We start from the raw sequence: 4,414 nt of genomic DNA on the forward strand, positions 1-4,414 counted from the left end.
CGAAGGGCTGCCGAGGGCAGCCCTTCGCCCCCCTTTTGTAGTAATTTGGATCATGAGGCTTGTTTTTGAGTCTGGCAAAAGGTGCCTGTGTCTATAGTATTAACTGATTCCTAGAAAAAGTTGTTAATTGAAACTGCATTTTAACTAAAAGGTGCAGCTAAACGTAAATTTATGGCACAGATATAGCTGTTGCCAGAAGAGTTAGGACACAGCAGATTTGAGAACAGATTCGATTGCTGGTCGTAAATCAACACAAGAGGATAAGATGTGGCGAATACGACATTTAAGCCAAGCCCAGCACTTTTCAATGCGGTTGAGGTCTGGAGAATAAGGAGGCAAATACAATAACTGACAGCCTGCCTACTCAATCAATTGGGCAATACGTCCTGGGTGATGAAAAGTGGCATTATCAAGAATAATCACCTGTCCTGGTTGGAGTACAGGAATTAAGCAAGTGGAAATCCAAGTTTCAAAAACTATACGATTGCAAGCTCCTTCTAGAGTAAATGGTGCGATCAAATTTTGTTGGCAGTAGGCAGCAATCATATTGACCCGAAGAGTTCTGCGTCCTGACTTGAGTGCTTCAAACCTTTGGCCTCGTTGACACCAGCCATAACCGTAATCATCCCGTGCATCCATTCCTGATTCATCTACATACACTCGAAGGGAATCTGGGATTAAATCTAATTGCTGCATAAAAATGGCACGTTTGGCCTGATCTCGTTCTCGGTAGCCATAAGACTTTTTTTTCGAGACCAACCTATTTTTTTTAACCCTCGTGAAATCGTCCTCGGACTGATCTGAGGTGACCATAGTTGTGCCATTTGCGCTTGTGTCTTGTCCCCGTGCATTTGAGCAAACTGGCTAAACTCATCCCAATCTGTGATTTTGGCGTTTATTCTTTGGGGACGAGTTGGCTTAGGCTGGTAGTCTCCAGTTTGTGCCTGCCTTTGCAGCCATAGGTTTATGGTGTTGCGACTGATTTTAAATACTTGCGCCGCCTCAGTTTTGGTCATACCATCTAAAACGATCGCATTGATTACTTTTTGTCTTAAATCATAACTATAGGGTTTTGGCATCGACTGTATTCAATTTTCTCTTTGACCTACTCAGTATACGTCCTAACAGTCTTGTCCATTACTATACATGGCTTAACCAATTTTCACTGGTGGCTAGAAATAGCAGCTTAATTATGGGTAATTTGCCGGACACCATATAATAGAGCGACTTCAGGCACAGGGAAAAACAGCAGTAATTCCTCACAAACGCAACCCTACTAGACCTCGTAACTATGATCGAGATTTATACAAAGCCCGTTAACGAGATTGAAAACTTTTTTGCCAAACTCAAGCAGTACCGAGCAATGCCTAGGGCGGGCTACGCCTACGCAACACGCTACGACAAACGCGCTACAAACTTTCTAGGTGCAATTTATCTAGCTGCTTCTGTTATTTGGCTTAATTGATGACACGCCCTAGTGTCTATTAGGGTTTTCAAACCAAAGATGCTCGCCGAAAAATGCAGCGTTTATATCCGAGTTTAACCTAGCAAAGTTGCTTTGGTAGACTACTAGTGAATAAATTGATTTTACTTGCACCTAATTAAAGAAGGAGTGGCAGCAAATAAGTCTGATGCACTAAATCAATTTTTGTCAATGTATAAGTCTTACTAGTAGCCCTTTGAAGGTGTTGTGTGATGGGTTGATTTGTAGTTTGGTATAAAAGTAGGTGCAAATCTGTTAAGTGGAGAAAAAATGTTGCTAGGACAGGTGTTTGAGCGTTTTGTGAAAGAGAGTCCAGTTTCCGTGATGGTTCGTGGGCTTTTAGAAAAAGTCTTATGTCCCCAAATTCTGAATGACCTATTTGAACGTAGTGCAAAAACTCAATACACTCGAGAGTTACTATTCTCCACAGTTGTAAATTTAATGAACTTGGTTGTTTGTGGAGTCCACCCATGGATACATGCAGCCCACCAAGCCTTGTCTGAAAAGATAGGTGTTTCAGTCACTTCGGTATACAACAAGAGCAATGGTATCGAACCAAGCACCAGTAAGGAGCTAGTCACAGAGATTGGTGGTCAAATGGAAGCTACGATTCGACACCTCAATGCCACAATGCCTGATTTGTTACCAGGTTATCGAGTAAAAATTATTGATGGTAATGCGATCACAGCAAGTGAACATCGTTTGGAAGTGTTGTGTGACATTAGTAGCACTCCATTACCAGGTCAATCTCTTGTAGTACTCGATGCAAGTGTAATGCCAGCAGTAGACGTATTCCCATGTGAGGATAGTCATGCCCAAGAGTGTTCTTTGTTTGATCAGGTATTACCAACGATTGAGGAAGATGATGTTCGGATTGCGGATCGTAATTTTTGCACGCTCAAGTTCTTATTCGGTGTTGGCGCTCACAAAGGCTACTTTATTATTCGACAACATCAAAGTATGCCTTGGCAAGCAACTGATGATTTATGGTTAGTAGGTCAAAGCGGTAGTGGTACTGTATTTGAGCAAAATATAGTTTTGAGTGCTGATGATTGTCAACTGTTAAAAGCACGACGAATTAAGGTCTGCTTGAACCAGCCTAATCATGACGGGGACAGAGAAATTTTTCTTCTGACAAATCTGCCGTCTGATAGCATAGCGGGCGCGCGTACTCGCGCGAGGGTTGCAAATGCAATATTGATAGCCCAAATATACCGCAAACATTGGAAACTCGAAACATTATTTCAAGTCCTGCCGGAAAATCTCTGCTGCCAGATTAATACATATGATGTGTTTTTCACAACATCACCTTCACAGAATTATCGCAACTTTTCAAACATTTGGCAGGCCATGTCAAGCTGAGAGCTTTTCGCCGTCATCCGCAAGGTCTTAAAAAACCTCAACCAAAGCGGACTTATCTCAAAAATCGACCTCATGTCTCAACTGCTAAGATTCTAAACCAGAAAAAGCTGGAAAATAACACACCTTGAAAGGGCTAGTCTTAGAACTATGGTTTTTGGCAACTGCATTTCAAAGCAACATAATTCTCAAGTCACACTGCAGCGAGAAAAGAACTTACAGCTTTCTGTCGAAGCTGCGGTTTTCCGGGTGGGTACAGACGCACAGTTTCTATTTATCAATGATGCAGCTTGTAGCTTAACTGGGTATTCCTGTAAGCAATTACTCTCCATGACTATGCACGACATATACCCTAACCTTTCAGCAAAAGTTTGGACAGAGTATTGGATAAAAATTCGGCAACAAGGTTCTTTCACTTTTGAATCTGTGTGCTGGACTCAGGAAGGTTCGAGCTTTCTGGTAGAAAACATTGTTATCTATCCTCTTCCTTATCTGGAATACGTTGGCAAGGAGTATGGCTGTATTTTTGCTCACAATATCAGCAAAAGTAAGCAGTTAGAAGTAAACCTAAAGAGATCAATTGAAGAGCTAGAATCCAGAGTCAAACAGTTGACTGCTGAATTGAAAGAAGCGAAAGAACAATCTTGCCGTGAGATTGTAGAGGCTCGCCAGATCTTGGAACAAAAAGCAGTCCCGAATTCGTTCTGGCCATCGATTTCTCATGTGAATCAAGTCTTCGACTTCATCGAAGCCAATTATAGTCAACACATTACTGTGTACGATGTAGCCCAGGCAGTTGGTTACTCTACGGCTTACTTAAGCAATCAGGTGAAATCTAAAACTGGACGGACTATACACAACTGGATTGTTGAGCGCCGGATGACGGAAGCACGAGCCTTACTTCTAAAGACTGACCAAGCCGTGAATCAAATTGCTGCGGCAGTGGGCTATCCAGATCCAGGTCATTTCATCCGCCAGTTTCGCCAGCTCTACAGTAGACCTCCAAAAGAGTGGAGAAATATACATCGCAGCCAGAGCGGCATTGAGTAAGACGGAATAAATGGCGTTGCATATTTGGGGGATGAATTAGGCTAATAAGGGTACAAATCCATAATGGAGGTAGTGCAGTAACAATCGAATTGAGAGCTTAAGCATTTGTTGTGATCACCAATAGCAGAGAGTTTTTCGATAGCGAACCGGTAGCGACGTTAGGAGCGTCTGAGAGGATGTCTGAAAAGTTTTAGATAGGTAATTTTAATCACGCAAGTTGCTTTAATATTAAGCGAATCATTGCAACGTAAATAAAAGCCTCTGTCGTTTCAGGTAAAATCTCATAGTCTTTACTAGTCTACGAGACCAATTGAACCAACCAAAAGTTCTTTCAACCAACCACCGTTTAGGAAGAACAACAAAACCCTTCTGTTCTTCAGAGCGTGTAACAACGCTCCACAGCCAGCGATAAACATCCATCACCCAGTGCGTAAAATCTTGACCGCGATAGCCACCATCAACCCAAATCCGAATTAATCTCCCGATGCGATGGCGTATTTGATGAAGCTTTGATAGAGCTTG

Annotated in this window: 4 protein-coding genes and 1 pseudogene; 3 read left to right on the forward strand and 2 right to left on the reverse strand. The window is 42.2% G+C overall.

All coding sequences use genetic code 11. The annotated features are described in order from the left end of the window. Positions 1-201 precede the first annotated feature (201 nt). Positions 202-1,079: pseudogene (locus FCR06_RS31980) on the reverse strand (IS630 family transposase). A 212-nt stretch (positions 1,080-1,291) separates the two neighbouring features. Here FCR06_RS31980 and FCR06_RS32210 point away from each other — a divergent pair. From FCR06_RS32210 to FCR06_RS31990, 3 genes are all read left to right on the forward strand, one after another. Beyond that, entirely contained in the window at positions 1,292-1,465 is a 174-nt protein-coding gene (locus tag FCR06_RS32210; protein WP_223280406.1) for a hypothetical protein, read from the forward strand. A gap of 288 nt (positions 1,466-1,753) precedes the next feature. Continuing rightward, positions 1,754-2,845 carry an IS4/IS5 family transposase gene (locus tag FCR06_RS31985; RefSeq protein WP_223280405.1) on the forward strand — a complete coding sequence of 364 codons (1,092 nt, stop codon included), beginning with the start codon at positions 1,754-1,756 and terminating at the stop codon, positions 2,843-2,845. A 147-nt stretch (positions 2,846-2,992) separates the two neighbouring features. Continuing rightward, the gene (locus FCR06_RS31990; RefSeq protein WP_138506914.1) at positions 2,993-3,892 is read left to right on the forward strand and encodes a helix-turn-helix domain-containing protein; all 900 of its coding nucleotides are present in this window, start codon (positions 2,993-2,995) and stop codon (positions 3,890-3,892) included. 237 nt (positions 3,893-4,129) lie between these two features. Here the strand turns inward: FCR06_RS31990 and FCR06_RS31995 are convergent. After that, positions 4,130-4,414, reverse strand: a 285-nt coding sequence (locus FCR06_RS31995) for a transposase (protein WP_145973339.1), incomplete at its 5' end; no start/stop codon positions are given.

Origin of the sequence: Nostoc sp. PA-18-2419 (genome assembly GCF_005869855.1) — a bacterium.
Taxonomy (GTDB): Bacteria; Cyanobacteriota; Cyanobacteriia; order Cyanobacteriales; family Nostocaceae; genus Nostoc.

Coding starts and splice junctions, on each gene's coding strand:
- FCR06_RS32210 (WP_223280406.1), top strand. CDS start 1,292: ATGATCGAGATTTATACAAAGCCCGTTAACGAGATTGAAAACTTTTTT.
- FCR06_RS31985 (WP_223280405.1), top strand. CDS start 1,754: ATGTTGCTAGGACAGGTGTTTGAGCGTTTTGTGAAAGAGAGTCCAGTT.
- FCR06_RS31990 (WP_138506914.1), top strand. CDS start 2,993: ATGGTTTTTGGCAACTGCATTTCAAAGCAACATAATTCTCAAGTCACA.